The 26094-nt window shown below is 63.6% G+C and carries 27 protein-coding genes; 9 read left to right on the forward strand and 18 right to left on the reverse strand.

Annotation, left to right across the window (positions count from 1 at the left end; all coding sequences use genetic code 11):
- Window positions 1-29: 29 nt before the first annotated feature.
- The 5 genes from HYR72_20005 to HYR72_20025 all read right to left on the reverse strand — a co-directional run bounded on the left by HYR72_20005 (window position 30) and on the right by HYR72_20025 (window position 3906).
- On the reverse strand, window positions 30-1121 hold the full coding sequence (locus HYR72_20005) for a Gfo/Idh/MocA family oxidoreductase (GenBank protein ID MBI1817262.1): 1092 nt from the start codon (window positions 1119-1121) through the stop codon (window positions 30-32).
- A gap of 49 nt (window positions 1122-1170) precedes the next feature.
- On the reverse strand, window positions 1171-1833 hold the full coding sequence (locus tag HYR72_20010; protein MBI1817263.1) for a DsbA family protein: 663 nt from the start codon (window positions 1831-1833) through the stop codon (window positions 1171-1173).
- Window positions 1834-2059: 226 nt separating this feature from the next.
- The gene (locus tag HYR72_20015; GenBank protein MBI1817264.1) at window positions 2060-2509 is read right to left on the reverse strand and encodes a VOC family protein; all 450 of its coding nucleotides are present in this window, start codon (window positions 2507-2509) and stop codon (window positions 2060-2062) included.
- A 93-nt stretch (window positions 2510-2602) separates the two neighbouring features.
- Window positions 2603-3193 (reverse strand): 2-hydroxychromene-2-carboxylate isomerase, encoded by a 591-nt coding sequence (locus HYR72_20020; GenBank protein MBI1817265.1) that lies wholly within the window; start codon window positions 3191-3193, stop codon window positions 2603-2605.
- Window positions 3194-3243: 50 nt separating this feature from the next.
- Complete coding sequence (locus HYR72_20025) at window positions 3244-3906, reverse strand: hypothetical protein (protein MBI1817266.1); 663 nt, start codon at window positions 3904-3906, stop codon at window positions 3244-3246.
- 99 nt (window positions 3907-4005) lie between these two features.
- Between HYR72_20025 and HYR72_20030 the strand changes: the two genes are divergently transcribed.
- Complete coding sequence (locus HYR72_20030; GenBank protein MBI1817267.1) at window positions 4006-4251, forward strand: hypothetical protein; 246 nt, start codon at window positions 4006-4008, stop codon at window positions 4249-4251.
- A gap of 50 nt (window positions 4252-4301) precedes the next feature.
- Here HYR72_20030 and HYR72_20035 read toward each other — a convergent pair whose 3' ends face one another.
- Both HYR72_20035 and HYR72_20040 read right to left on the reverse strand, forming a co-directional pair.
- Window positions 4302-4700, reverse strand: coding sequence for a type II toxin-antitoxin system VapC family toxin (locus HYR72_20035; GenBank protein ID MBI1817268.1), 399 nt, complete (start codon window positions 4698-4700; stop codon window positions 4302-4304).
- Complete coding sequence (locus tag HYR72_20040) at window positions 4700-4927, reverse strand: type II toxin-antitoxin system Phd/YefM family antitoxin (protein ID MBI1817269.1); 228 nt, start codon at window positions 4925-4927, stop codon at window positions 4700-4702. Before HYR72_20040 ends, HYR72_20035 begins: the two co-directional genes overlap by 1 nt.
- A gap of 146 nt (window positions 4928-5073) precedes the next feature.
- On the opposite strand from HYR72_20040, the gene HYR72_20045 reads away from it, so the two are divergent.
- Complete coding sequence (locus HYR72_20045; GenBank protein MBI1817270.1) at window positions 5074-6270, forward strand: MFS transporter; 1197 nt, start codon at window positions 5074-5076, stop codon at window positions 6268-6270.
- 15 nt (window positions 6271-6285) lie between these two features.
- Here the strand turns inward: HYR72_20045 and HYR72_20050 are convergent, their stop codons facing one another.
- From HYR72_20050 to HYR72_20060, 3 genes are all read right to left on the reverse strand, one after another.
- Window positions 6286-7260, reverse strand: coding sequence for a hypothetical protein (locus tag HYR72_20050; protein MBI1817271.1), 975 nt, complete (start codon window positions 7258-7260; stop codon window positions 6286-6288).
- Between the two features lie 281 nt (window positions 7261-7541).
- Window positions 7542-7982, reverse strand: coding sequence for a GNAT family N-acetyltransferase (locus tag HYR72_20055; protein ID MBI1817272.1), 441 nt, complete (start codon window positions 7980-7982; stop codon window positions 7542-7544).
- A 9-nt stretch (window positions 7983-7991) separates the two neighbouring features.
- Window positions 7992-8606, reverse strand: a complete 615-nt coding sequence (locus HYR72_20060; protein ID MBI1817273.1) for a hypothetical protein — start codon at window positions 8604-8606, stop codon at window positions 7992-7994.
- Between HYR72_20060 and HYR72_20065 the strand changes: the two genes are divergently transcribed.
- The 4 genes from HYR72_20065 (at window position 8521) to HYR72_20080 (ending at window position 13352) form a co-directional block, all read left to right on the forward strand.
- Window positions 8521-10473, forward strand: a complete 1953-nt coding sequence (locus HYR72_20065; protein MBI1817274.1) for a hypothetical protein — start codon at window positions 8521-8523, stop codon at window positions 10471-10473. The genes HYR72_20060 and HYR72_20065 overlap by 86 nt on opposite strands.
- 648 nt (window positions 10474-11121) lie before the next feature.
- The gene (locus HYR72_20070; protein MBI1817275.1) at window positions 11122-12087 is read left to right on the forward strand and encodes an MBL fold metallo-hydrolase; all 966 of its coding nucleotides are present in this window, start codon (window positions 11122-11124) and stop codon (window positions 12085-12087) included.
- 183 nt (window positions 12088-12270) lie between these two features.
- On the forward strand, window positions 12271-13167 hold the full coding sequence (locus HYR72_20075) for a sigma-54-dependent Fis family transcriptional regulator (protein MBI1817276.1): 897 nt from the start codon (window positions 12271-12273) through the stop codon (window positions 13165-13167).
- Entirely contained in the window at window positions 13167-13352 is a 186-nt protein-coding gene (locus tag HYR72_20080) for a hypothetical protein (protein MBI1817277.1), read from the forward strand. Before HYR72_20075 ends, HYR72_20080 begins: the two co-directional genes overlap by 1 nt.
- Window positions 13353-13488: 136 nt before the next feature.
- Here HYR72_20080 and HYR72_20085 read toward each other — a convergent pair whose 3' ends face one another.
- Window positions 13489-13779 carry a hypothetical protein gene (locus HYR72_20085; protein MBI1817278.1) on the reverse strand — a complete coding sequence of 97 codons (291 nt, stop codon included), beginning with the start codon at window positions 13777-13779 and terminating at the stop codon, window positions 13489-13491.
- Window positions 13736-14347 carry an orotate phosphoribosyltransferase gene (gene pyrE / locus HYR72_20090; GenBank protein ID MBI1817279.1) on the reverse strand — a complete coding sequence of 204 codons (612 nt, stop codon included), beginning with the start codon at window positions 14345-14347 and terminating at the stop codon, window positions 13736-13738. The genes HYR72_20085 and pyrE overlap by 44 nt, the downstream gene beginning before the upstream one ends.
- Window positions 14348-14712: 365 nt before the next feature.
- Here pyrE and HYR72_20095 point away from each other — a divergent pair, with 365 nt between their 5' ends.
- The gene (locus HYR72_20095) at window positions 14713-15663 is read left to right on the forward strand and encodes an LLM class F420-dependent oxidoreductase (protein ID MBI1817280.1); all 951 of its coding nucleotides are present in this window, start codon (window positions 14713-14715) and stop codon (window positions 15661-15663) included.
- 56 nt (window positions 15664-15719) lie between these two features.
- Here the strand turns inward: HYR72_20095 and HYR72_20100 are convergent, their stop codons facing one another.
- The 4 genes from HYR72_20100 to HYR72_20115 form a co-directional block, all read right to left on the reverse strand.
- Window positions 15720-17036, reverse strand: coding sequence for a hypothetical protein (locus tag HYR72_20100; protein ID MBI1817281.1), 1317 nt, complete (start codon window positions 17034-17036; stop codon window positions 15720-15722).
- 143 nt (window positions 17037-17179) lie between these two features.
- Window positions 17180-18430 (reverse strand): 4Fe-4S dicluster domain-containing protein, encoded by a 1251-nt coding sequence (locus HYR72_20105; protein ID MBI1817282.1) that lies wholly within the window; start codon window positions 18428-18430, stop codon window positions 17180-17182.
- Window positions 18427-19728, reverse strand: a complete 1302-nt coding sequence (locus HYR72_20110; protein MBI1817283.1) for an FAD-binding oxidoreductase — start codon at window positions 19726-19728, stop codon at window positions 18427-18429. The genes HYR72_20105 and HYR72_20110 overlap by 4 nt, the downstream gene beginning before the upstream one ends.
- 14 nt (window positions 19729-19742) lie before the next feature.
- Window positions 19743-21170, reverse strand: coding sequence for an FAD-binding protein (locus HYR72_20115; protein ID MBI1817284.1), 1428 nt, complete (start codon window positions 21168-21170; stop codon window positions 19743-19745).
- Between the two features lie 55 nt (window positions 21171-21225).
- Here HYR72_20115 and HYR72_20120 point away from each other — a divergent pair, with 55 nt between their 5' ends.
- Both HYR72_20120 and HYR72_20125 read left to right on the forward strand, forming a co-directional pair.
- Complete coding sequence (locus tag HYR72_20120; GenBank protein MBI1817285.1) at window positions 21226-22401, forward strand: alanine--glyoxylate aminotransferase family protein; 1176 nt, start codon at window positions 21226-21228, stop codon at window positions 22399-22401.
- Complete coding sequence (locus HYR72_20125) at window positions 22398-23552, forward strand: MltA domain-containing protein (protein ID MBI1817286.1); 1155 nt, start codon at window positions 22398-22400, stop codon at window positions 23550-23552. The genes HYR72_20120 and HYR72_20125 overlap by 4 nt, the downstream gene beginning before the upstream one ends.
- A gap of 97 nt (window positions 23553-23649) precedes the next feature.
- Here HYR72_20125 and HYR72_20130 read toward each other — a convergent pair whose 3' ends face one another.
- Window positions 23650-24513: a FecR domain-containing protein gene (locus tag HYR72_20130; protein ID MBI1817287.1), complete on the reverse strand. Its 864-nt coding sequence runs from the start codon at window positions 24511-24513 to the stop codon at window positions 23650-23652.
- 27 nt (window positions 24514-24540) lie between these two features.
- A complete protein-coding gene (locus tag HYR72_20135) occupies window positions 24541-26091 on the reverse strand; it encodes a tetratricopeptide repeat protein (GenBank protein ID MBI1817288.1) in 1551 nt (516 codons plus the stop codon).
- Window positions 26092-26094 lie beyond the last annotated feature (3 nt).

The following is a 26094-nucleotide window of genomic DNA, read 5'->3' on the forward strand; positions in this document are numbered from 1 at the left end:
GATTCTCTGATTGTCCCGTGTTGCGAGCATCACGGCGACGGCGTCCAACCAATTGGCGCGATCTCTGCACCGGTTCGCGCCGCTTCGTAGCACGCGGCGGCGAGGCGTTGGGCCTCTACGCCAGCGCCGATGTCGGGTGCGGCCGGCCGATCGGCGAGCAGCGACTCGATGAACGACAGGTCTTGCAGCATGTACGGCAAGCCGTACCAATCGCGGAAGCGATGCTCGCTTCGTTGCAACAGCGCCTCGAAGCGTTGCAGCACCTCCGGTGGCGCGATGCGGTGTTCCTCACCGTCGCCAACTTGGAGCAGGATATCGCCGATCATGTCGTAGTCACTGGCGAGGAAGCCGGCTTGGCAGAAGATCTCCAAGCGGCGATTGGAATTGCGCTCGACCATGTTGTGCCACAGGTTCACCAGTTGGGCGCGCAAGCCAGTCGCAAACTCCAACTCGACGGCCATGTAGTCTTCGACGCCGGGATGTCCGGCGCGGTTCTGTTGCCACGCGCGCAGACGCGCAATCGGACCGAACAGGGTCGTCAGCAGATCGAGATCGTGGACGCCGTGCTCGATCAGCGTGCCGCCGGCGGTCTGCGCGCGGTCCTTGCGCCAGGCGGTGTTGTGGCCGCCGCGGATCGGGAAGCATTGGTCGTCGCGGAATACTACAGCCATCGGCGCGCCCATCTCGGGCTGCGCCAGCTGCGCCGCCATCACGCAATAGACGGCGGAGAAGCGCAGCACCAAGCCGATCTGATTGATCACTCCTGCGCGTTGCACTGATTTGTGGATCGCGACCGCTTCGGCGTAAGTCATCGCCAACGGCTTCTCGCAAAAGATGTGCAGCTTGCGATCCGCGGCGGCGCAAACCAATTCCGCGTGCGATACCGTCGGCGTGCAGATGAAGACCGCGTTGATGTCGGCGCGCAGCAACTCACTTGCAGTCGCGAACGCATGGCGGAAACCGTAGCGCTTTTGGAAGAGCTGCCGTCGCTCGGGCACGGCGTCGCAAACCGCGGTCAGCTCGACCGCGTCGCCGAGTCGCTCGGCGATCTCGCGCAACATGATCGCATGCGTCGAGCCGATGAGACCGGCACCGATGAGGCCGATGCGAACGCGATCCATGCGCCCGGACCTAACACATCCACTGCCGGCGCCGAAGGGCCGCGACACTTCACGCAACGAGCGACCGCACTCGCTCCGCCAGCCAATCGACGCGGTCCTTGCCCCAGAAGCGCTCGCCCAAAGGCTCGCTAGGGCCGTCGCAATGAACGATCCATGTCGGCACGCCGGGGCAGTCGTCACGATCGAACGCGGCGAGCGCGTCGTAAACGGCGCGCCCCACCTCGTCTTGGCGCGCGCGGTCGAGCAGCGCGTCGGCATCGAGCCCGGCCACTACCGCGGCGTGACGCACGACTACGTCGTCGTTGACATCGAGTCCCTCGACCCACGCGGCGCGGAACAGCGCGCGATCGAACTCGGCTTCCTTGCCGGTGCCGAGCGACGCGTAGTACGCGCGCGCCGGCAATTCTTCGCGGGCGTAGGGTGATTGGTGCCAGCGCGCCGCGCGCTCATCGAACTCACCGGGCGCGAGCAGGCGCAACTCGATGCCGTGCCGCTGCGCCCAGCGCAGGCAATCTTCGCGATGATACGAAGTCTGCGCCGCCGTCTCCTTGCCGCCGACCAGATCGGCGACCTTGACGCCGCGATCCTTCGGGATGCAGATCGGGCGTCGTTCGATAACAACGGGGAGATTCGCCAACGCGCGCTCCGCCAGCAACACGCCGAGATAGGCGTTGGGTGAGTGGTAGATCGTATAGCTGACGATCGTGATCATCGGTCGTGTACTAGCCTTGAAGTGACAGAACACTCACCGCCGAGAACGCGGAGATCGCAGAGCGGGGCGTCATCGGAAGAACACAGCGAGTCGTTTCAATAAGCTCATCGAGAATGGACTTTGGTTTTGACCATTCGGCTTTCACTGATTTGTGTCTCGGCGCGCTTGGTGAGCTCTGCGGTGAATCCGCTCAAGTCACACCAGGGTTAGGTCTCCTCTCCATCGCCTATCCAGGCTCATCCCAGTGATGCATGCGATGGCGCCGTTGCGCGCGGAAATTGGTGACCTCCAAGCGGATGCCGTCCGGATCGACGAAGAAGGTGGCGAAGTAGTCGGGGGCGTACTCGGGGTAGTAACGCGGCTCGCTCGCGTCGATGCCGCGCATCTGCAATTCGCTCGCGGCGCGGTGCACCGCCGCTTCGTCTTCGACGCGGAAACAGAAGTGGTGCAGCCCCGGCGCATAGGGGTCATGCAGCGGGGCGCCGGCGCGGGCGGGCCGGATCGAGAATCCGTACTGCCGGTTGTAGTAGTGCCGATGCGGTTCACCGGCGATCGGCGCCGAGCCTTTGCGAAAGCCGAGCACTTCGATCATCACGCGGTCGTAGAACGCTTCCGCGCGCGCGAAGTCACTCACCGCGAGATAGATGTGATCGATGCCGATGACTTCAACAGGCATGCGCGATGTCCTCTCCCCGGCGTTCTCTTGAAGCGCCTGTCGACTGGTCCTGACGAGTAGGGCGATGCTTGCTTCGCCCTCCGTCTTCCGCGATCAAGAAACGCACCACGCCAACGCGTCTTCGAGCCGATCGTTGCCCCAGAACATCTCTTCGTCGACGGTGAACGTTGGCGCACCGAAGATGCCGAGCGCCACGGCTCGCTCGGTCTGTAGCCGCAAGCGCTCCTTGTTCGCCGCGGCTTCCGCGCGCGCGATCAGCTCAGCGCTCGGCTGACCCAGCGCGGTCAGAATCGCGGCGACGGTTTCCGCCTGCGCGATGTCGCGATCCTCGGCGAGGTTGGCGCGGTAAACGGCGCGCACGAAGTCAGGACACCAAGCCTCGCGCGCGACCAGACAGGCGACGCGTGCGGCGAGCAGGCCATTGCGTGGAAATTGCGTCGGGCGTTTCAGCGGTAGGCAATACTTCGCGCACAACCGCTCCAGGTCGCGCCACATGTAGCGGCCCTTCACCGGATAGATGTTGAAGGGGGAATCGCTCCATCCTTGGCTCTTGAAGATTGGGCCGAGCAGAAACGGTTTCCACTCGACCGCGACACCCGACGCCGTCGCGAGCGCTTCGATGCGCGCCGCGGCGGGATACGAGTAGGTGCTGCCGAACTCGAACCAGAACTCGAGCGTGCGCATAGTGTTCGCACCCTACACGAGGGCGCGGCCCATCGGGAAGCGAGTTTCCACTACCGTGTGTCGGCCTGCCACAGCACCGCAGTCGATGCGCCGAAGAAGACGATGTGCGCGAGATTGGGGGCGGCGGGAATGACGTACGATGCAATGGCCGGTGCCGGAAGTGTCGCGAGACTGGCGAGCGCCACGAGCACGACCGGATTGGCGAACGCGAACCAGCGCGGATACGCGGTGCGCGTGGTCAGGATGACGAGCGTGAAGAGCGCCGAACCCGCCAGCGCGAGCACGCCGAGTAGCAGCCACAGCGGCAGGAGGTACGGCGCATACGGCGCCAGCGCCGCGAACGGATCGCCGGGCGCGTTTGGATCCGCCGGCGACGCGCGAATGATGAGCGCGGTGAGCCCATGGACGGCACCGCCGAGCGCGCTCGCATACGCGCCGAGCGCGAACACCCAGCGCGCGCGCCAGTCGTTCGCGCCGAGACCACGCGAGACCTGCCAGTAGCCGATTCCATAGAGCGGAATCGTCAGCACCCCGAGGTAGTGCCCAGTGAGCAGCTCTGGCCAACACGCCATGCGCGCGATGCCGCAGTCCTCCGGTCCGAGCTGGGCCACGTGCAGCAGCAACAGATCGCCGATGCTGGCAAGCAGCGCAGCGCCGGTCGCGATCAATCCAGTCACGCGGACGACGCCCGCCACGCGGATGGCGTAAGGCACGGTCCCTTTTCCCTCTTGTGGCACGACAGGGCAAACGCGCCGACGACTCTCGCTCCGCGACCTCTACCCCGTGCGGCTCCATGCGGTGGGCACTGATTCATGTCTGGTACGGTTACGGTGCTCTTCACCGATCTGGTCGGGTCGATCGAACTACTCGCGCAGCTCGGTGACGATGCGATGCAGGCGGTACGCCGCACGCGTCTCGCGCTGGCGCGCGTGCTGCTGCAGCGGAGCGGCGCTGGCGACCGCGAGCGGGCGCGCGCCCTCCTGGATCAAGTCGTCGGCGCTGCCGCCGCCATGGGCATGGCCGGCGTCGAGCGTGACGCACGAGCGTTGCTGACGTAGCTGTCCACCTCGGTCGCGAGTCACCTCGCGGCGGATGGTCGTGACGGGGTTCACCACACGCTTTGCACGTGGCGGTACGAACGGATCTTGCGATCGGCGGTCACCACCGGTGCCGACAACAGGCGGGCGGTGGCGACGATGATTTGGTCGGCGGGATCGCCGCGGAACGCCCCCGGTAGCTCCGTGCTCTCAAGACACACCTCTGGCGACACCGGGTGCATCGTGATGCCGTCGGCGCGCATGGCCGCCGCGAGCCATTCACGGCAGGGCAGCGCCAACTCCAGCTTCCCCTTCTGCACGAGTTTCGCGATCTCCCAGGTGGAAAAGACCGACACGGCCAGACCGGCGCCCGGTCGCGCCCGGTCGATCGCATCGCGAGCGGCGCGCGACAACTTCTCGGGCGCGGCGCACAGCCATAGCCATGCGCACGTGTCCAAAACCACCGGCATTACGTGTCAGCGTCCCAGCGTTCGCCGGTGGAAAAAATGTTCGCGGCCGCGCGCACAATCGTCCCCCGCAGCGATCGTGATCGTGGGGATTCGCTGATCGGAACGATGCGCACGTACGGCTTCCCCCGCTTCGTCACCGTCAGCGGGACGTGCTGCTTGCGCACGTCTTCCATCAATTTCAGACAGGAATTTTTGAACTCGGTCGCGGGTATCGTTCGTGTCTTCATCGGGCTCCTTTACCTGGCCATGTCATATGGCCACTTCGTGACGAAGGCAAGTACCGAGGCCCAAACGGCGCGAATGATCTCGCGTCCTTTCGCCGAGCGTGCCGAACCCTTGCGTCTGCGGCGGCGGGCTGGAAGCTTGGGCGACGATGTTTCCGCGCGACTTCCGCTTCTACCTTGCCAGCCGCTTCTGCGCTGGAACGGCAATGACCATGATGCGCGCGGCCATCGCGTGGCACGTGTTCGATCTCTCGCATTCGGCGTTTCACCTCGGGTTGGTCGGACTGGTCCAATTCATTCCGGCGCTCAGCCTGGTGCTGGTCGGGGGCGCGGTCGCGGATACCTACGACCGTCGCCGCATCATCATGGCGGCACAGTCGCTCGCGTTCACCGCCGCGATCGTGCTGTTCGTCGCCACCTACCGAGACTTGGCGACCTTGCCGCTGCTCTACGGCACCGTGTTCTTTATCGCCATCGCCGCGGCGTTCGACAATCCCGCGCGCGCGGCGCTGCTGCCGACCATCGTACCTCGCGAGAGCTTCCCGCGTGCGGTTACCATCTCGTCCACCAATCAAGCGCTGGCGTTCATCAGCGGACCGACGCTCTGTGGTCTGGTCATCGCCTCAGCCGGCATCGGCACGGTGTACGCCGTCTACGGGATTCTGATTCTCGGATCGATCATCGGCGTAAGCCTCCTGCATCAGCGACCGCACAACGGCGAGCGCCGCGTGGTGAGCCTGCACGCGATTCGCGAAGGCCTGCGTTTCGTCCGCCGCCAGCAGATCGTCCTCGGTTGCATGACGCTCGACATGTTCGCGGTGATCTTCGGTGGCGCGACGGCGCTGCTGCCGATCTACGCCAACGAGATTCTCCAAGTCGGCCCGCGCGGCTACGGCTTGCTGACGTCGTCGCTCGAGATCGGCGCGCTGCTGACATCACTAGCGCTGATGACCGCGCGGCCAATCCGGCATGCCGGCAACGCGTTGCTCATGGCAGTGGGTGGCTTCGGCATCGCGACGATCGTGTTCGGTCTGTCGCGCTGGTTTCCGCTCTCGATCGCCGCCTACATGGCGGCCGGCGTCGCCGACCAAATCAGCGTGGTCATGCGCAGCACGGCGATCCAGCTTTCCACCCCCGACGAGTTGCGCGGCCGCGTCAGCTCGGTGAACTTCCTGTTCATCGGCGCTTCGAACCAACTGGGCGCGGTGGAGTCCGGCTTCGTGGCCGCACTGACCAACGCGACGTTCTCCGTCGTCAGCGGCGGCGTCGGGTGCCTGATCGTATTGGTGATCGTGGCCCTCACCATGCCCGAGCTGCGCCGCTATCGAATCGATCATCGAAGCTGACTCAGCTCTCGGGATTCAATTCTTCGGTGGCTTGCGGCGCTGACCTCCCAATCCGCTCGCCGCCACGATCACGCCGGCGAGTAGGAACAGTCCATTGGTGAGCTTGCTCCAGTTCGTCCACGCCGCGCCGGACGCGAGGCCGATGCCGAGCGCGATCAACAGATTGCCCGACCGCCGCGTGCGGCGCGCCCACTCGCGCCCGAGCGCGAGACTGAGGAGGATCGCACCGCCGGTGGCCAGCACGCCGCCCGTTGAAAACAGCAGGATCGGGCTCAGCAGCAGAAACGCTCCCGTGCTCGACAAGATCAATGTGCTCGCCCCCAAGAATTCGACGCCAACGGGCGTGGGCATCAAGTCGGCGCGTTCAGCAACCGGTGCGGGCGGCGGCGGCGCGGGTTCGTCGTCGCGAGGCGCCTCACGAACCGGCGCCACCTTATAGAGGCGGATCGGGTGCTCGATGTTCTTCAACTGCTTTAGCCCGACATCTTCCATCGGCAGGTCGAGCTTGTTGCGAATCTGTTGATACACCGCTTCGGAGATGCAGATGCCGCCGGGATCGGCGAGCGGTTCGAGGCGCGCGGCGATGTTCACACCGTCACCGTAGACGCGATAGTCTTCCACGATCACGTCGCCGAGATGCACACCGATGCGGGTTTCGATGCGCGCGTCGGGCTGCTGCCCGGCGTTGCGCGCGGTTTGTTCTTCCTGAATGCGGCACGCGCAGCGCACGGCGTTGACGACGCTGTCGAACTCGCCGAACACCGAATCACCGGCGGTGTCGACCACACGGCCTTCGAACTGCTCGACCAGCCTCAGCACGCGATCGTGAAATTCCTTGATGAGGTCGACGGTGGCGTCTTCGTTCTTGCCCATCATGCGGCTGAAGCCGCTGACGTCGGCCATCATGATGGCCGAGAGTTTCCGCCGCCGGCGCGCCTGCGGGTCCGTCGATGATGTGTCGGGCGGAGCGGGTGACTTGGGATCAGCCATCGCTCGAATCACCCACGCGCGGTGCCTGCCTGCCGCATGCGTATAGGACTACGACAAACGCGAAGGGCGGATCAAGGCGAGCGCGGTTCGTGGTTAACCTTGATCTGACATGAACGGATTCACCGCAGAGGGCGCCGAGAGCGCCGAGCCAAAGAGCTGGAGACCACGAAGGAGCACACGAAAGTCCATTGCCAGTGAGGTTGATGAAAATCGCCGAATACTCTCGTGCCGACTCTCTCTCTGCGATCTCCGCGCTCTCGGCGGTGAGTCTTAGTGTCCGATCAAAGTTGAGGCCGCGGGCTGACGCGCTCCATGTGCCGGTCGGGATGCGCAAGCGGCGTGAAAGCAAACTGGCGATAGAGTTCCTGCGCGTCGTTGGTGATCAAATGAAAGCGGCGCAGCCCCTGCAAGTCCGGATGCGCCAGGATGCAGCGCATCAGCCACTTCGACAGCCCGCGGCCGCGATGCGACGGCAGCAGGAAAACGTCGGCCAAGTAGGCGAACGTCGCGTAGTCGGAGACGACGCGCGCAAAGCCCACCTGGATCTGTTCCTCGTACACACCGAAGCAGAGCGAGTGGTTGATCGAACGCACGACGGTCTCGCGGGAGCGATCGAGCGCCCAATACGCTGACTGCGACAGAAACGTGTGAATGGTGTCGATGCTGAGGCGTGCGGGATCGGTCGAGATCGTGAACGGTCCTTCGCTACACTCGTAATCCATCCGATCCTCTCACCCCCGGCGCAGCTTGGCATATGCGCGCAAGCCTATCGCTGCGATCAGCAACGCCGCGAACGGTATGTACGCAGGCGTGGTCAGCGCTCGCGGCAGATACGACACGAAGAATATCGCCCAGATCCAGTACATCCCCACGGTGTGCAACCGCCGCCACGTGCGCGCGCCCAGCCACTGAGTGGTGCGATCGAACGACGTGGCCGTCATCGCCGCGATGAACACGTAAGCCATGCCGCCACCGATGAGAGCCGCTGGACCAGTTGTGAAATCGGCAGCGACCCGCGTCAGCGCGATGATGAAGGCGAGATGCATCGTGTGCGAGACCGCGAACGATACGCCGAGGTAGCGCCGGTTCTTCAACAGCCAGCAACTGACGGGCGTTGGCCACGTGCGCTGCAGCGCCGAGGCGACGAAGGCGGCGAGGAACAGCACAAACGAGGTCTGCGCGCTGGTGCGAACGAGGGCGCGGACGCCAGGCTCCGTGACACCAACCGCGAGCGCAATCACCGCGAAGAAGATCGTCAGGATGGCAGCCGCCCAGCCCACCAACGGCCAGCCGCCAAACTCGTCCACGCTTCTCGATCGACGAGAGAGTTCCTGTTCGGCAATCATGGGCACAGAAAACCACAACGACGCATGTCTTGTGAAGTCGGCGCGTGATGATCTGTTTCGACGGTTGTCCGCCGATTTCTTCCCCCCCGGCGAGTATCCGACTGTTGATGGAAGAACGTCACTTCGGCTACCCTGCCCTCTCACTACTGAGGGGAAAAATCTCTCAGGCGAGGGGGGGCGTTTCATGTGGGCGTGGCTTAAGCAGTTTCTTCCGGACTATTTGGTCGGGACGGCGCTTGATCAATTTCTGGACAGCAAATGGGGAAAACGCTTTCAGGGTTGGCTTGTGGTCGCAGTGATTACCTACATCGGCAACGTTGCCGCGTGGCTCTCTGGATTGAGCCCGGCCTTGAAATACATCTCGTTGGGTGCCGCCGGGGCTTTCACCCTTGGAACCATCGTCACCGGCACGTTTGCTATCCGCGACAAGCGACGTGCGGACGTGAGGTCACCCAGTCCGCGAGCTGCCCCGAGGGAGCGGGCAACAATTGTCCGGACTCCTGCGCAAAATGAAGCAGAAACGGCAACCAGATTCCCCCCACGGTTGATGGAGAGGCTGAATGGTGAGCTTACCAATGTGTATCTGAAATTACGGCGCGGTGTTAGTGAAGTGTCGCTCGAAACGGGAATGCTGCTTCGCGATGCGATAGAAGAGCTAGAGCGAACGTTTGCCTATAACGATCACGATCTGCATCAACCGGTGCGTGACATCGTCGAACGTTCGCTCAATGAGGCCAAGAAGACCCTGGACGGTTTGGCACAGTGGCTTGATGGTGGCAGTGTTGGTTCAAGCAAAAACACGATTGCGGAACGAATAAACTTTGCGCAGCAAGCCTTTGAAAATGGGCGAACTGAGTTTGTGGATTTCTATCGCGACCTACGAAGCGGAAAGATCGCCCTTGGCCAGAATCTGCCGTCCCGAGCGAACTCGCCCTCAGTCGAAGCGGGAGAGCGCACAAGCGAATTGCGTTCCCTGCTCCTTGCAACCATGGCTGAGATTGGCCACAACGAAAAACTGAAAGCACCAGCGCCGCTTGACGAACGATTTGGCACGGACGAGCCGCTGCGCGGGTGGCTTGATGAGTTTCTGGAGAATGTCGGGCGCTACAATCTCGGATCGGAAGGGACGAAACTGGTTGACGCGCTTGGTGCTTTGAGTGGTGCGACGGATTCAATTTCGCCGACTAAAGGCCCCATCAGGCGAAGCCCATTCAATCTTTTGGAGCCAAATCCCTATTCGGCGGCTGCACAAAGGGCGCGCACGGCAATCAACGACTATCTCACCGGACCAGGGGATCGCCGAACGCAAATAGTGCTTGGGGAGGGCGCAAAGACGGGAGATATTCACAATCTGAAATGCGAACGTGATCCGACCAAAGGTGGCTTGTCCCTATCCCGAGTCATTAGGGTTTTCCCTATCGGAAGGAAGGACCGCTGGCACATAGACTTGAAGGCGGTGTTCCGCGTTGACAACGATACAAATCGCCCCGTGAACGTTCGCACTGCCCTCGCGGTTGTCGATGGGCAAGGGCTAACAATAGCCGGCGGTGGCAAGGGTGGTCATTTTGAAAAGTGGCCAAACATCGGGCGACCGGGCAGCAATTTTCAGAGGCTTCCCCAGAAGGAGGCAGATATTGGATCACCGGAGCTACGGCTTGCTGCTTATGAAGTCGTGGAGGCGTGCCTTGTCCACAATTTCATGATCATTCCGACCTCGGTAGCGGATTCGATCACCGACAAACACAAGCTCAATTTGGTCCTCTATACGAACGAGTCTGAGCACTCCGAGTCGATTTCAATCGATAGAAGAGCGGCCCTGCTAAATGGGGCAGAGGAACGGAAGAGAAGGATTGGGACGCTAGGATGAACGCCAGGGTCGGCGCGGTGCAAAACTAGGCGGACGCCCATGGGAGCGAGATCAGCACAGAAGATCATCTTTTTCTACTGCCATAAGTGCAAGCAGTATGAACCCAAGACGAGCGCGCACTTCCGCAATCAACGGCGTCGCTTCGCCCGGCGACGCAAGGCGGAGCGCGAGGAAACAACCGCGAATGGTAGCTCCAACTGAATCGGCTTGCTGGCGTCGCTCTGACGGGCCGCTGAAAGCGCCCGCCAGTTGCCGCGCTTCAGCATCCTGCTATCGCCGCCTCGAAAATTTCTTCGTTGTGGCGGTTGTTGTAGCGGAACACGAACTCGTTGATGTAGAGCGGCAAGGGGGCAAGGGGGATTTTCTGAACATCTGACCAAGTCCCCCTCATTTTTCAAAAGGGGGAAGTCGAGTGCGGACCAACGCGGCGAGCCAGATCCTCGGTCATTGCGAGCCCTGCAAGGGCGAAGCAACCTTGATGCGCGAGCAGCCGCCCTCACTGCGGCGAGATTGCTTCGTCGCTCCGCTCCTCGCAATGACGACTTCCAATGCACTCAGGGTTTGGTTCAACCCGAGAAACCACCGTCCCCCCGCGCTGGTGTCGCGCCACCGGTCACGCTATGGAGCCGGCGATTTGCGGAGGGGTGTATGGTGAAGAAGCTCCTACTCGGGCTGTTGACGATGATCGTGCTGGCGATCGTCGTAGTGGGGGTCATCCTCACCCGCGCGCACCTGGCGATTCGGCGCGAGCGCGCGCCGCTGCCAACCGACGAAGCGATCGTGGCGGCGAGCGTCGCGAGCGACGACTTCCCCGTGCGTCTCACCTGGATCAACACCGCCAGCCAGCCCATGCCGCGCTCGGTGGTGCTCGAACCCACGCGCGACCCACGCCCCAACGATGCGTATGTGATGAGCCATCCGGCGTTCGTGCTCGAATGGACCGACGGCCGCCTGCTGCTTGTCGATGTCGGCATGAACCGCGAAGGTGCCATCGCGTTCGGCAAGCCGATCGAACTGCTCAGCGGCGGCCAGGCGCTTCAACCATTGGCAGCGACCGCCGAGCGACTCGGCAACAAGGCGTCACGCGTGCAAGGCGCCATTTTCACGCATCTTCACCTCGACCACGTCGGTGGCGTCGCCGACCTCTGCCGCGCCGTGAAGCATCCGGTGCATGTTTTCCAAACCGAAGCACAAGCGGAACGAACGAACCACACCACCAGTGCTGGCCTAGCACTGTTGAAGCAGCAACAGAGCTGCGTGGAGGTGACGCGGCTCGGCGGATCGCCGCTGCTACCGGTTGCGGGTTTTCCCGGCGTGTTCGTCATCGCGGCCGGCGGACATACACCGGGCAGTCAACTCGTCATCGCCTTCGTCAAGACTGCCGACGGCGTGCGCCGCTATCTCTTCACCGGCGACATCGTCAACAACATCGACGGCGTCTCGTACGACATCCCGAAGCCGTATCTCTATCGCCTGCTGCTGGTACCCGAAGACGACGTGCGCCAAGCCCAGCTGCGCACGTTCTTGCGCCGCCAGCGCGATCAAAACAACTTCACCCTGTTGGTCTCGCACGATCAGCGCCAACTCGAACAGAGCGGCGTCCCGGCGTGGTGAGGGCGACATGGCAACGCTTTAGTACCGTCCGCCCCGATCGTGATAGAGGTTGCTTCTGTTGCTGTTGATGCCCCTAATCTTCGACCACCGCGCGATGGAGATCGCACAGAGTCGGCCGGATCTAAGTCGGCTGCGACGAGTCCCAACATTCGCTCGCTGTGAGGTCAAGCTCAGGAGCCTTCCATGAGCGCGGAACCGCCCTCGATCGTAGGTGCGCATCCCTTGCTGATTCAAGCGTTAGATCTCGCCAAGCGCGCCGCGCAGGTCGAGTCACCGATCCTCATCACTGGTGAGCCTGGCACAGGCAAGAGCCTCGTCGCACGCTCCATTCACGCGCGCAGCCCTCGATTCGGAAGTGTTTTCGTCTCCGTTGGTTGCAGTTCAGTGACCCCTGAGCTGTTCGAGCAGAGGCTCAATGAGGCGCGTGGGGGCACGTTGTTTCTCAGTCATGTCTCTGAGCTCACCCTACAACCGCAGGCACGGTTGAGCGCCTACCTGAGCGAGAGGGACGCCGGCGGCGCCGCCGCGCCGCAGACCGCCACTCGCCTCATTGCCGCTGCCGATCAAGATCTCGCGCTCCAAGTCAAGAACGGGCTGTTTCGAAAAGATCTTTACTATCGCCTTGCAGTGCTTCAACTGAGTCTCCCACCTCTGCGCGAGCGACGGTCAGACATCCCGGCCCTAGCAAAGTACTTCCTCGACCTGCCTTCACGAGCCAAGCCTGGAGTGATCCCGCAACTGACTGACGAAGCGCTGACATTCATGTGGCAATACGACTGGCCAGGGAACGTTCGTGAGTTGGCGAACGTCATCGACCAAATGACTACCTCCAGCTCAAGCGCCAGTCTCGGGATCGAGGCGCTTCCGACCGCGATTCGTCGCCTCGACCTTCAGCGGATCGCGCCTGAAGTGGCAATCGATCCGAAGGGGATGGACCTCGATCGCGTCGTTCAAGATTTTGAGGACCGCTTGATCGACGAGGCATTGAAAAGAACGAGGGGAAACAAGCAAGCCGCGGCTCACATGCTTGGCCTCAAGCGTACGACCTTGGTCGCGAAGCTGCGTCGCCGCGAGATTTGATGACGAGCGTCGACAAGCACAACGGCGACGGTTTCTGCCGCGTGGCCATCCAACCCAGCCCCCGCCCGGTGTTCATCAAAGAGGGCGACGAAGAGCATCTCTACATCCGCAGCGGCAACTCCACCCGCCGCCTGACCAGCAAGGAAACCGTCGACTACTGCAAGACCCGGTGGAGGCCGGCATGAAGGCGCTTCGCTACAGCGTCATCCACGACGAGGACGACGAAATTCGTGGCTTCGCCGCTCAACGCAAGCACACGCACTTAGTTTGTGAGAACGCACTCCGGGGCCGGCCCTGGAATCGATCGCGATCAACCGAGGGTCAACCCCATCTGTCGGGCAACGCTGCTTCCCATGCGCGCACGAGCGCGTCGACTGCCTTGTTAATTTCAGCTTCAGTGGTAGCGCGAAGCACCGCGTCGAATTCGGGTGATAGGCTCGAATCGAGAATGTGCGCCGTGTCCGACGGAATGCCCTGCTCACTTTCCCAAATCTCTTGGTCCAAGTGCCAGAGGATGTCGGTGACGACGTAGCGATAGATTGGATACTTGGCGAGTCGGCGGTCGAGCTCAACCCGCAACCGCTTGATGTGTTGGGGCAGGCGTGTCCGCATGAGTCTCATGCCAACGGGCTTCGAGATTTGCACGCGTGAAGACCGCGCGAACCGGAACGTTTGGACCTACAGCGCGCCGAATCTTTTCTATCCCGTCGTCTTCCTGACGGTCTACCAACACCACCACGGCAACGATTTGAAGCTTCTCTTCGTGACATTTTCGGATCGCATCGATCGTGGAGCCACCGGTGGTCACGACGTCATCAACGACGGCAACACGGCTTCCAGCCTTCGCGCAGCCTTCGATCCATTTGCACAGCCCATGCTCCTTCGCTTCCTTGCGAACTGAGAACATGTCGACGTGCCGGCGAGTGGACTGAGAAAAAAATACGACGGCATTGGCGATTGGATCAGCCCCCATCGTAAGTCCGCCTACCGCCTGGACTCCGGCGGGGAGAAGCTGGAGCACTGCTTCGCCAACAAGCGGCATGGCCTCGCCACGCATCGTGGTCATCTTGCAGTCGATGTAGAAGTTGCTCAACTTCCCGGAGGCGAGACGAAACGAAGGCGTGTCCGAATGCCGATATGAGTGAGTGATAAGCAGATCGAGCAACTTTCTCCCCGCCATAGCCCCCTCCTCGCCCTTCGTTGCCACAACTGGTTGGATTCCACTCTGTCCCACGATACCACCGGTTGCGGTCGCTCTACGTCTTGCGGCTTTTTTTGTCAACCAAAAGTCTGCCCATATGATTTGGTTGCGGCGAATACCGGCTCGATAAATCTAGCGTATGGGCGGGATCTACTCCAGCGGTTTTGCGGTGAGGGGCAATTGACGCGATCCGGGCCGTGACCCTCGGGCAACGTCACGGCGCTTGCGGCCCAGCCGTATCACCTTCGGCTGCCAACGAGGGCCGCTGACGTCTCAACCTACTCGAATCAGCTCCGCGCGTAGTGTAGCGTCGCGGCCATCACGGTAAGAAAGGGAGACGTACGATGGCGACGACACATCCGATTCGCTTTGGGATTCAGACCGGCCAACAAGGCATCGAGTGGGGGCAGATGCTCGAGCTGTGGCAGAAGGCCGATGCCTTGGGCTACGATTCGTTGTGGAACTTCGATCACTTCTATCCGATCTTCGTCGACCCCGAAGGCCCATGCTTCGAAGGCTGGACGACGCTGAGCGCGTTGGCGCGGGCGACCAAACGCGCCCGCATCGGTCATCTGGTGAACGGCAACACCTATCGCCACCCGTGCGTGACCGCGAAGATGGCCGCGACGCTCGATCACATCAGCGGCGGCCGCCTCAACTTCGGCATCGGCGCCGGCTGGTTCGAGCTCGAACATCAGAACTTCGGCATCGATTTCAAGACCGTGCCCGGCCGCCTCGCCGCGCTCGACGAAGCCTGCCAAATCATCCGCGGCATGTTCACGCAGCCGAAGACCACGGTGCACGGCAAGCACTACACGGTCACCGATGCGATGTGTCTGCCCAAACCGCTGCAGCAGCCGCACCCGCCGATCATGATCGGCGGTACCGGCCAGAAGGTGTTGCTGAAGATCGTTGCCAAGTACGCTGACATGTGGAACGCCAGCGGCAGCACCGAAACGATGAAGACGCTGATCGACGTAATCAAGCGGCATGGTGACACGGTGAAGCGCGACACCGATCGGATCGAGAAAACCGCGATGATCCCGCTCTGCTACAACGCGGCGCCACCGCGCCAAGAATTCATGTGCAGCCTGATCGCCAACATGCGGCAAACCACGCCGGAAGCGGCGCGCAAGCAAATCATGATCGGCGACAAGGGCGAGTGCCTCGACACCATCGAACGCTATCGCGCGGTGGGGGTCACCCACTTCATCTTCATGGTGTTCGCGCCGTACTTCATGGACGAGATCCAGGGATTCGCCGAAGACGTGATGCCGGCCGCGCGCCGGCTGTAGTAGTTGCTCGTCGTTGTGGGGGCGGGTCGCAAACCCGCCCCTTCCTTCACAACCCGCTACTGGGTTGGTACCGGACAATTCCCCAGCGCCGCGTTCACCGCGGTGATCAGTTCTTCGACCGTCACGTCGCCGCTGTGGTCGGCGTCAAACGACGGGCAACTCGTGAGCGGCGCGGTGCCGAGCGCGATGTTCACGCCGATGATGAGTTCTTCGACGGTGACGGTGTTGCTCAGGTCGCAGTCGCCGACACAGGTGATCGGGGTCGCGGTGGCGCTCGGTGTTGGTGTCGACGTCTCGGTTGCCGTCGCGCTTACCGTGGCGGTGGCGCTCGGCGTGGTGGTGTCGGTGGGTAGCGAGGTGGCCGATCCGGTAGGCGTGGCGGTCGCGGTGCGCGTGGGTGGCAGCGTTGGTGTGCGCGTGATGGTCGCGGTGATGGTCACTGTCGGCGTCAGCGTTGCGGTTTCGGTATGAGTGATCGTCGGCGTCGGCGTCGGCGTGTCCGTGGTGGTCAAGGTTGGCGTCTGAGTTACGGTCGGGGTCTTCGTCGGCGTTTCCGTGCGCGTGCTGGTGGCTGTGTGCGTGAACGTCGGTGTGCGCGTCGGCCGCACGGTGGCGGTGTCGGTGGGTGTTGGGGTCTCGGTCGCGGTTGCGGTCGGCGGCAGCGTTGGTGATTCGGTTGGGGTGAGGGATGGCGTGCGCGTGCGCGTCGGGACGTGGGTAAACGTTGCCGTGGGGGTAGGCTGGCGCGTCACCGTGAAGGTGCGTGTGCGCGTCGGGCGCCGCGTGCGGGTCGCCGTGCGGGTCGGCGAATCGGCTGGAGTCGGCGTCTCGGTCTCGCTCGGCGTGGCGGTATTGCTGGGCGTGATGGTGGCGCTGGCGGTCGCGGTGCGCGTTGGTCGAAGAGTCGGGGTGAATGTCCCGGTGGGTGACGAAGTGACGGTGGCGGTCGGCGTGCGCGACGGCCGCGGTGTGCGCGTGACGGTTACCGTCGCCGTCAGTGTCGGCGACGGCGTGATCGACGGGGTGGCGGTGATCGTCTGCGTGACGGTTGGACGGTGCGTGAATGTCGCCGTGCGCGTCGGCCGCTGCGTGTGCGTCACGCTGACAGTCGGCGTCTTTGTCGGCGTCCGGGTCGGGCCGGTCGGAGTTGTGCTCGGGGTCAGCGTAGCGCTGGGCGACTGGGTGATCGTCCTGGTGAGAGTCGGTTTTGGCGTATTCGTGTGGGTCTTGGTGAAATCGGGTGTTCCAGTTGGTGGTGTGTTCGTTGGAGTTCTCGTGACGGTCACGGTCGGCGATATTGTCTTGGTCACGGTCTGCGCTTGCGCCGAGACGGCTATCGCGATCAGCGCACCGGCAAAGGCCGCGCTGCACATGATTCTGACTCGTTTTGCTCGCGTGAACACTGCCATGCGTCGCTCGGAGAGTGGCTTCAATATCACGCGTTCGGCAGCCCCGCTACGAGATTTTCTAGGGGCCTGTGTGTCGATGCCACGAAGTTCTGCGATGAAGACGGCTCTCAGTCCGCGAGCGGCAAGCCACGGTAAGCGCGATCGAGCGCCTCGACCGGGTGACGCACGGTGATGTGGCGACCGCGCTGTGCCAGCCCGGATTGAATCTGCAGGATGCAGCCGGGGTTGGCGGCGACGACCACAGCGGCGCCGGTGTCTTCGATGTGACCGATCTTACGGGATTGCAGCCGCGCCGCCATCGCCGGTTCGGTGAGGTTGAAGCTGCCGGCGCTGCCGCAGCACAGCTCGGACTCGGGTAGCTCGATCAACTCGACGCCGGGAATCGCGCGCAGCAGCGCGCGCGGTTGTTCGCGCACCTGTTGTCCGTGGGCGAGATGGCAGGCGTCGTGGTAAGTCACGCGCACCGGCGGCACCGCCGGCGGCGGATCGATCGACACGGTCGCAAGCCATTCGCTGATGTCACGGACATTGGCGCTGAAGCGTCGCGCGCGTTCCGCATACACCGGATCGTCTCGAAGCAGTTCGCCGTATTGCCGCAGCATGGCGCCGCAACCGGCGGCGTTGACGATGATCGCGTCGAGATCCTCCGCAAACGTGTCGATGGTGCGGCGCGCGAAATCGAGCGCCGCCGCGCGCGAACCGTTGTGCAGTGAGAGCGCGCCGCAGCACCGCTGCGTCGCCGGCGCGATGACCGTGCAGCCGTTGTGGGCGAGCACGCGCGCGCTCGCGTGATTGGTCTCACCGAACAGCACCGACGCTACGCAGCCGGTGAGCAAGCCGACGCGCGCGCGTTCCGTGCCTTGCGCCGGGGTGAGCGGCGATAGCCGTGGCGCGGCCTCAGCGGCGGGCAGCAAGGCAGCGGCCGGCATCAACTGCGTGATCGCCGGCCACAGCCCAAGTCTCCGCGCCCAGCGCACCGGTGCGAGCAGCAGGCGCAGGCGCCGTGCGTGCGGAAAGATCCATTCGATCGCGCGCCGGCGCAGGCGATCGCTCACGCCGCGGCGGTGATGCGCTTCGACGAACGAGCGCGCCCCTTCGATCAGCTCGCCGTAGTGAACGCCCGATGGACACGCGGTCTCGCACGCGCGGCAGCCGAGGCAGAGGTCGAGGTGATGGACGACATCCCGCGTCAGCGCGAGCGTGCCGTCGCTGAGTGCGCGCATCAGATGAATGCGCCCGCGCGGCGAATCCATCTCGGTGCCCAACTCGATGTAGGTTGGGCAGGCGTTGAGACACAACCCGCAATGCACGCAGTCGAGGAAGCGCTCGTAGGGGACGAACGGCTTGGGCTTGCTCATATCCCGCCCACGAACCGTCCCGGGCTCAACGTACCGCGCGGATCGAGTTGCCGCTTGATGCCCTCCATCAGCGTCAGCGCGGCCGTGCGGTAACCGAACGGTTCGACCTGCCCGTGTAAGCCGACCGGCAACGAATCGAACACGACCCAACCCCCACGCGCCCGCACTGCGATGCGCAGCCACTCGATGAACAACAAGGCCTGCCCCTCGTCGCCGCGCAGATGCAGGCGGGCGACGCCGTTGCCGGCGTGCGTCACCACAGCGGCCTCGAGTCCGCGCGCGACCGCTTCCGGTGTCAGGCGCGGCAGCAAGCCGGCCAACTCGGTTGGCAGCAAGCTGATGCGCGCGGTCAGCGTCGCCGCTGCCTGGCGCGGGAACTCGCGCAGCCAGTGCGTAAGCTGCGCCGCCTCGCGATCGTCGCATACGCGTGCGGAGCGCCCGCAGTAGTCGACGATGACCGTTTGCTGCGCGTCCAATTCTTCCGCGATGCCGCCGAGAGCGAGCGCGATCCCCCCACTGGTCTGCCCGCACGCCGCCGCCGCCGTGGTGTTCAAGACTTCGACGAATAGCGGCGCCAGCTTCGCATCGAGCAGCGTCAGCGCCAGCTCGGCGGCGTCTTGATCATCGTACGTGGTGATCCACAGCACGCGAGTCTGCTCGGGACACGGACGAATCTTGAACGTGGCCTCGACGATCACGCCGAGAGTGCCGAACGATCCGGCGAACAGCTTGCCGAGGTCGTAGCCGGCGACGTTCTTGACGACGCGTCCGCCGGCTTTCGCAATCGAGCCGTCGGCGAGCACGACGGTGATGCCGATCAGCAGGTCCCGCACCTTACCTTGCGACAAGCGCAGCGGCCCGTTGAGATCGGCGGCAATGAGTCCACCGATGGTAACCTGCTCGGCCAACGGCGGATCGAGTGGCAACCACTGTCGTGCTTGCGCCAGCGCCGTGTTCAACGCGCCGAGGGTGACGCCGGCCTCGACCGTAACCGTCATGTCGGCGGCTTCATGCGCGACGATGCGCGCCAGACGCTGCAGCGACAACGCGATGTCATATTGCGCCGGCGGCGCGCCGACGCGCAGGTGCGTGGCATTGCCGACCGGTATGACGGCCCAATCGCGCTTGGTGGCGAACGCGAGTAATTCGCCGACCTGCTCGATCTGCAACGGCCGGACCACGCACGCGGGCGCGCCGCCCGCGATCGTGAACGCCGCGGTATCGTCGCTGACCGCATCGGCGCCGAAGCGCGCGCGCAGAGCGGCGATCAGTTCGCGCGCGTGATCGGATGTCGGCACGGGGTCCGGCTCCATCACATCGCGGCGCGACGCATCGGGCGCGTGGTTTCCACGCACACGCCGGGGGTGGGAAAGATCTTGCCTGGGTTGCTGCGCAGGGTGGGATCGAACACTTTTCGAAGCTGCTGCATCACCAGCAAGTCGGTCGGACTGAAGATCAGCGGCATCTGCTGGATCTTCTCAACGCCGATGCCGTGTTCACCGGTGACGCTGCCACCAAGTGCCACACACGCTTCGAGGATCTCGCGGCCGGCGGCGAGCACGCGCTCGACCTCATCGGCGTTACGTTCGTCATAGAGCAGGATCGGATGAATGTTGCCGTCGCCGGCGTGGAAGACGTTGGCGATGCGCAACCGATAGTGCACGCCGATGCGGGTGATCGCTCGCAGGATGTCGGGCAGCTTGGTGCGCGGCACGACGCCGTCTTGCGTGCAGTAACTCGGCGCCAGGCGCCCGACCGCGCCAAAGGCCCGTTTGCGACTCTTCCACAGCGCGGCGCGCTCGGCCTCGTCTTTCGCCACCTTCACTTCGCGGGAGTGATTGGCGCGGCAGATCTCCACGACCTGCTGGGCCTGCCGCTCCAGGCCGGCCGCAAGCCCGTCGAGTTCGATGATGAGCACTGCGCCCGCGTCGGTGGGAAAGCCGAAGTGGTACGCCGCCTCGATGGCTTCGACGATCAGCCGGTCCATCATTTCGAGCGCGGCCGGCACGATGCCGGCGGCGATGATGCCGGAGACCGTTTGCGTTGCGTCGTTCACCGATTCGAACACCGCCAGCAGTGTCTTCCACGACTCCGGTTGGCGCGACAGACGCAACGTGGCCTGGGTGACGATGCCAAACGTGCCCTCGCTGCCGACGGTAAGGCCGACGAGGTCGTAGCCGGGCACGTCTTCGACTGCGCCGCCGAGCTGTACAATTTCACCGCTCGGCAACACCAGTTCGAGCCCGAGCACGTGATTGGTGGTGACGCCGTACTTCAGCGTATGCGGGCCGCCGGAATTTTCGGCGACGTTGCCACCGATGGTGCACGCCTGTTGGCTCGATGGATCGGGGGCGTAGTACAAGCCGCGGCTCTTCACTTCGTTGGTGACCGCGAGATTGGCGACGCCGGCTTCGACGGTGGCGCGACGGTTGGCGAAGTCGATGGCGACGATCCGCTTCATCCGGCTGGTGCAGACCATCACCGGCGCGTCAATCGGCAGGCAGCCGCCGCTCAGACCGGTGCCGGCGCCACGCGGAACAAACGCGATACGCTCGCTGTGCAACACCGTGAGAATGGCGGCGACTTCGGCGGTCGACTTCGGCAACACGACCACCTGCGGCGTGCTCCTTTCCAGCGTGTAGCCGTCGCACTCGTACACGCGCAGCTCACTGTCGCGCGCGATCACCCCGTCGGCGCCGACGATGTCGCGCAACTGTTCGATCACTCCGGCTGACAGCATGCTTTGACACGCTTACCCACCCCCCGATAAAAGCTCAAGCGCAGCTCGGAGGATCATGAAGACTTACGCGTCACCGCCATTGCGGACCTTACTCGGTCCCGGACCCAGCATGGTGCATCCGCGAGTGCTGCGCGCGCTCAGCATGCCGCTGGTCGGCCACCTCGATCCGGCGTTCCTCGACATCATGGAGGAGAGCAAGCGACTGCTGCGTGCCGTGTTTCAAACTCAGAACGAGCTGACGATTCCCATCTCCGGTACCGGCAGCGCCGGAATGGAAGCGTGCCTGGTGAATCTGATCGAGCCAGGCGACGAAGTGATCGTCGGGGTCAACGGCGTTTTCGGCACACGCATGACCGACATCGTCGGACGTTGCGGCGGCACCGTGGTGAAGGTCGAGGCGCCGTGGGGGCGCATCATCGATCCGGCGGACATTGCGGCCGCGCTCAAGCGCAGCAAGGCGCCCAAGCTGGTGGTCGTGGTGCACGCCGAGACCTCGACCGGCGCGTGGCAGCCGCTCGATGACATCAGTACGCTGACCCACGCAGCCGGCGCGTTGTTCGCCGTCGACGCGGTCACTTCGCTCGGCGGCTGCCCGGTGCGTCTCGACGAGTGGAGCGTCGACGCTTGCTACAGCGGCACGCAGAAGTGTTTGAGCTGTCCGCCCGGCCTGTCGCCGATTTCGTTCAGCCCACGCGCGCTCGACGCGCTCAAGCGCCGCAAGACCAAGGTGCAGAGTTGGTACCTCGACCTGACCATGATCGCGCAGTACTGGGGCGAGGAGCGCGTCTACCATCACACCGCACCGATCTCGATGAACTACGCGTTGCTCGAAGCGCTGCGACTGGTCGATGAGGAAGGCCTCGAAGCGCGCTGGCGCCGGCACGAACGCAATCACCGCGCGCTCAAGGCGGGCCTGGCGGCGATTGGCATCGAGTTGGCGTCGCAAGAGGGGCATCAACTGTGGATGCTCAACAGCGTGCGCATCCCTGATGGAGTGGACGACGCGGCGGTGCGGCGCGCGCTGCTCGATGAGTTCAGCATCGAGATCGGCGGCGGGCTGGGCGCGTTGAAAGGCAAGACCTGGCGCATCGGTCTGATGGGCGAATCGAGCACCGCCGCCAACGTCCTCACGGTGCTCAGCGCGCTCGAGCAATTGCTGCCGCGGCACGGCTACCGCGTAACGGCCGGCGCGGCGGTGGCGGCGGCGAGCGGCGTGTACGCGAAGCCGTGACCCACTTCCGCTCGCAGTTAGTCTCCTTCGGACTCTCACTCGGACTGTTGCTGCCGCAGTGCACGTTGGTCGAGCACGTGGCGTCGCAAAAATCGGCGGCGCTGCGCCCGCTGTCGCGCGACGAGTGCCGCACTGAGTTGATTGATCAGGCCGATCTCTCGACCGTGCCGCGAGCGGCCGAACAGAGTCTGGAGTACTACCGGCGGCTGCCGGAAGATCGCGCGCTACCGCTGCTCGATCGCACCGTCAGCGTGCGCGGGCTGCGCAGCGTCATCGAGTCGCTGTTCGCTCAGCCGCTCAAGCCAGGCGACGTCGCGGCACTGTGCGACCGCTTTGTACTGACCAAGGCGACGCCGTCGCAGCCGCTGTTGGTCACCGGTTACTACGAACCCGAGTTGGAAGCGCGGCGGCGGCGCGGCGGACGCTTTCGCTATCCGTTGTACGCATTGCCCGACGATCTGGTGGAGGTCGAGCTATCCACGTTCTGCCCGACGTGTGGAGACAAACGCGGGGTCGGTCGCGTGCGCGACGGGCAGTTGGTGCCGTACTGCAGCCGCGCCGAGATCGACGCCGGTGCCATCGACGGCCACGCGGCAGTGATCGCGTGGCTCGATGATCCGGTCGAAGTTTTCGTTCTACATTTGCAGGGATCGGCGCTGCTGCACTTCGACGACGGAGTCCATGTCCACATCAGCGTCAACGGCTCCAATGGCCGGCCGTACACCAGCATTAGCCGCGCGTTAGTCGACGCTGGCAAGTTGTCGGCCGAGCACGTGTCGCTGGCATCGCTCAAGGACTATCTGCGCGCGCACGCCGACGAGCGCGACGCGCTGGTGCAGCGCAACGAGCGCTACATATTCTTTCGCACCGTGCCGGCGGGGCCGGTCGGCAGCCTGGCGGTGCCGTTGACCGCGGGGCGATCGCTCGCCGCCGATGCGCACATCTATCCGACGGGCGCGCTGGTCCTGTTGAAGACCGCGAGTGAAGGTGGCGCGGCAGGGCTATCGCGGCTCGCCTTCGTGCAAGACACGGGCGCCACCATCACGGGCGATCACCGCCTCGACGTATTCTGGGGCACGGGCGATACCGCCGCCGCAATCGCCAGCGGAATGCGCGCACCGGGGGAGTTGTATTTTCTGCTGCCGCGGTAACACAGTGCCCGGCTGTCTGTCTTACGAAGGATCACCGTTCGGAAGATTTCGTACTTCAGACCGAACGCTGCCGAAGTCGGGTCGGTCGCCAGGGGCCTCAGTGAGGGTTGCCGACGTTGATCCCGAGGCTCCCAGTCATGGCTTTCACGGAGGCTGGAGGCTGGCCGAGGAGGTCGCTGGCGTTGGGGCCTTGCGCGATGCCGCCCGCGCCGTTGTTCGCCAAGCCGATCGGCTCTGGACCAGCGGCAAGGACGGGGCCGCGATCCGGCTGTGGTACACCCGCCCCTGCAACGATTTGATGACCAGTGCTCAAACCGGCCGCACCGATGCTGATGAAATCGGTGCCCTGCAAGTATCGTTTGAAGGTCTTGTCATCCAATTTCTCAGGCTCGCTCGGCAGTCCGCCGGCCGGAACGTTGGTCGCCTCACTTGCCGTGATCAATACGCCGGGCCCGGTAGGGTCCGCCGCGCTGTGGACGGAGACGGCCCCAGTGATCCCGATGACCTCGGTCAAGTCAGTTTCGGGATCGTAAGTCATCAGAAACTCGGTGCCGCGGACCCCGGCTACGGCAGTCGAGGACTTGACTTCGAATCTCGTGCCCAGCCGGCCATAGTAGGAGTTGACCAGCGCGTGCACCTTGCCCTGGAGGAGACCGAACGCCGAATCCGCCTCACCCTCCTTCGAGTTGAAAACCTGTCGGTCGACGGTCAGGTGCGAATCATCGCTCAGGATGATCACACTGTCGTCCTGGAAGACGACTTTGAGGTGGCCTGGCCGGCCGGTGCGAAGCTCGTCCTTCTCCTGGATCGGTGCGCCGACGGTCGCGGGTGTCCATTCCTCATCCCGACCGATCTCGGCGCTGCCTTCCATCGCGGCCACCGTACCGATCTCTGTGGCCGCTGCCGGCAGAGCAATAGCGATGAGTAGCGTGAAGGTCGCGAGAAGTCTGACCCGTCGCATTCTGCGTATTTCAAGATGACCCATGGGCTAATACCTCCCCTCGATGCCGAGTGACACGATCTGGCGATCGTATTCGTAAGACGGATTGTTGGAGCCGTTGAAGTCCGCCAAGAACGCGGCTGTCAAAGCCACGTGCTCCCACAGCTCGCGACGCGCGGCCAGAATGACCACGTGCTCGTTATCGCGGCGCCGGTTACCCGATGGGGTAAACATCCCGCTTTCTTCTGCGTACACCTCGTGACGGAACGAATACGTCAGCACCGTTGTCACGTCAGCCGGCAACGGTAGGCCGACCCCCACGTTCACTTCGTCGCCGTGGTAGCCGAAGCTTTCAGCGGCCGCCTCGGTGAACTCGCCTTCTTGTACCAGGCGTTGGCTGATCACTGGATCGTCCCGATCAAATTGGTATCCGAGCGACAGGTATCGGTTGCTGGATCCAAAGTACATGTACTGTTGCACAGCCACTGCGTAATGAAAAGCATCCAGGACGCTGTAGGCGCGCTGCTTGTAGTCCCGACGGATGACGTCGAACGACAGATCGGTTCGGCCAAAGTTTCCCAATGGGACGGACAGCCAGGGAACAGCCGTCGCCTGCTGCAGAAAGCTCTGGCTGCCGAGGAGATAGTAGTCGTAACGGCCCAGCAGACCGAGCCGTACGCCGGCGATCTCGCCCGCAAGTTGCAAGCTCGGGCCATCGTCCTGCAAGTCGAACTCGTGCAGGTTGAAGTGCACACTCTGAAAGAAGTCGTAGCCCACGGACAGGGTCACGTCGTCGGTCTGCCAGGGCACCGCCGTTCCACCAACGGTGAAGACCGTCAGGCCGTCGTCTTGGTGGCTGACGCCGAGGATATCCTCAGCCGTACCGGAGTTCCCGGACGGCGCGAGGATGACATTGCTATCGTACTGCAATCCGATGCCGCCATAGAGCCCATAGCGACGACGTTCGCGCTGGCCGAGCGCGCTCAAGAATGCCGCCGCCTCATGACCGACTGCGGAATCCCGATCCGTGGCGACGACGTAGGAGAAGCTCTCCCTCGCCGCCGACCAGTTGCCAGTCTGATAGTCGACGACTCCTAGGTAATATGTGGCGGCTAAGTGTTCCTTGGGACTCTCGGCAGCGCGTTGAAAATTTTGTCGGGCCTCCTGCATTTGTCTCAAACGGAGCTGCGCGAGTCCGAGGAAGAGTGAAGCCCGGGTGTTGAGTTCATGGTCGGCTTGCGCCTGCTCGAGCCAGGGAAGCGCGTCGCGATATTGCTGCGTCTCGATTAGGGCGACGCCGAGATCGAGCGCCGCTAGATGAAGGTCGGGCTTGGCCGCCAGAACGACGCGCAGGTCGGCAATGGCGCCTTCGTTGTCGTGCAAGCGCGACCGAGCGACGGCGCGGTAGTAGCGCGCATAGACGTCGGCCTCATCGTCGGCAACCGCCTGGTCGAGGAGCGCCAGTGCTTCGGAGTAGTGTGCCGCATTCAATTCGACCAGACCGCGCGAGGTCAGGAGCTGCGATCGCTCAGTGGCGAGCGCAAGCTGCGATGTCAGGAGCGCTCCCACGAGAGCAATGGCGGTAAACCGGTTCGCCATCGC

This window comes from Deltaproteobacteria bacterium, from assembly GCA_016178705.1.
Taxonomy (GTDB): Bacteria; Desulfobacterota; Binatia; order HRBIN30; family JACQVA1; genus JACOST01.